The following is a 1346-nucleotide window of genomic DNA, read 5'->3' on the forward strand; positions in this document are numbered from 1 at the left end:
TCATGTTCAATCCAAGCTTGTCTCTAAGACAAACTCTTCAAAATTAACGTCTGCACATTTTGGTGGTTACCACAAATCAATCTGAATAAATCCAAATCGATCCGTCGTCTCCAGGATGCACAGACTTTAGCGCCATAACGCTGCCCGCGCATCCCTTCCTTCTGATCTACAATGTCAAAGAACTTAAAGGCCGAAGCCCCAAACCGTCCGTTCCGCGTCGCCGTCTCGTTGGCGCCGCACCCCGTCGGTGGAGGCGGGTTATAGGGCCCCAATCCGAACCTGTAAACACCTTTTTCGGAAAAAAGTGCATTTAATCGGCATTTTTATAAATAATGTTGTTTTTCAATGCGATAGCCAAACGGGCACATCCAACCATAAAACTCAGCCCGCATCGCACCCAAGACCCTTGGTTGAAAAATCCCGCAAAGCCCCTGAAAACAACCTGCAAAGCGTAGGCTTTTGGGCGGCAAAGAACATTGCGCCGGATCAAAATGATTCGAAAAAGCCCCGCACATGCCACACCAGCTTTCCGACAAACACACATATACAGACCAAATCCGTTTGATTTGATGCAATGCGCAAAGACAGATACGTATTAATAGTGCAGAGCCATATATGCCCCACAGGCCGTGGGTCTTTCAGGCAAGTTCGTAAAATGCTGCAAAAGCAAATATGTGAACCTTTCCTTTACATTATCGCCCGATGATAAGGCGAGATAGAGATACCCCTCTTAGACGATGGGCATCAGGGGACCGAAGGAAGATGATGAGACTGCGACAATATCTTATATGTGCTGCCGCGATTGCGGGGCTCTCACTCGCCGGGTGCTCGGGCACCAACCTTGTGCCCAATACGGGTTCGGGGAGCAACGATGGCAAAGGTGGCCAACCGGGACCGTCTTTCACCCAGTTCACCGATATTCCGATGCCATCCAATTCGTCATTGGATATGGATAAAAGCATTATCTTTGGCGCATCTGATGCCTGGCATGGACGACTGGTCCTGAATGCCGGCGGATCCCCTGCCCAGATGTATGACTTTTATGAACGCGAAATGCCAAACTTTGGCTGGAGCAAGGTGACCGTGGTGCGGGCCGATATTTCGGTTCTGGTTTATGACCGCGAAAACCGCGTTGCCACAATCAAGCTTACCGGCGGATCATTTGCCGGCGCGATTGTTGATATTACGGTGTCGCCAAAAGGCTGACCCTTCTAAGACAAGACAATCCAAAAAACAAAAAGGGTGCCTGATGGCACCCTTATACATTGAGAGGCACGAACATTTGGTATGATGTTCGTGCCTCTTTTCATTTGGGAGCCTGCGTATACGCAGGCTCCCGGATCCGT

At 49.6% G+C, this 1346-nt stretch carries 1 protein-coding gene; it reads left to right on the forward strand.

The genetic code is table 11. The annotated features are described in order from the left end of the window. Positions 1-762 precede the first annotated feature (762 nt). A complete protein-coding gene (locus tag ACXAIA_RS20595) occupies positions 763-1206 on the forward strand; it encodes a hypothetical protein (RefSeq protein ID WP_475351004.1) in 444 nt (147 codons plus the stop codon). Positions 1207-1346: the final 140 nt, after the last annotated feature.

The organism is Thalassospira sp. ABL2_045, assembly GCF_056161285.1.

Coding starts and splice junctions, on each gene's coding strand:
- ACXAIA_RS20595 (WP_475351004.1), top strand. CDS start 763: ATGATGAGACTGCGACAATATCTTATATGTGCTGCCGCGATTGCGGGG.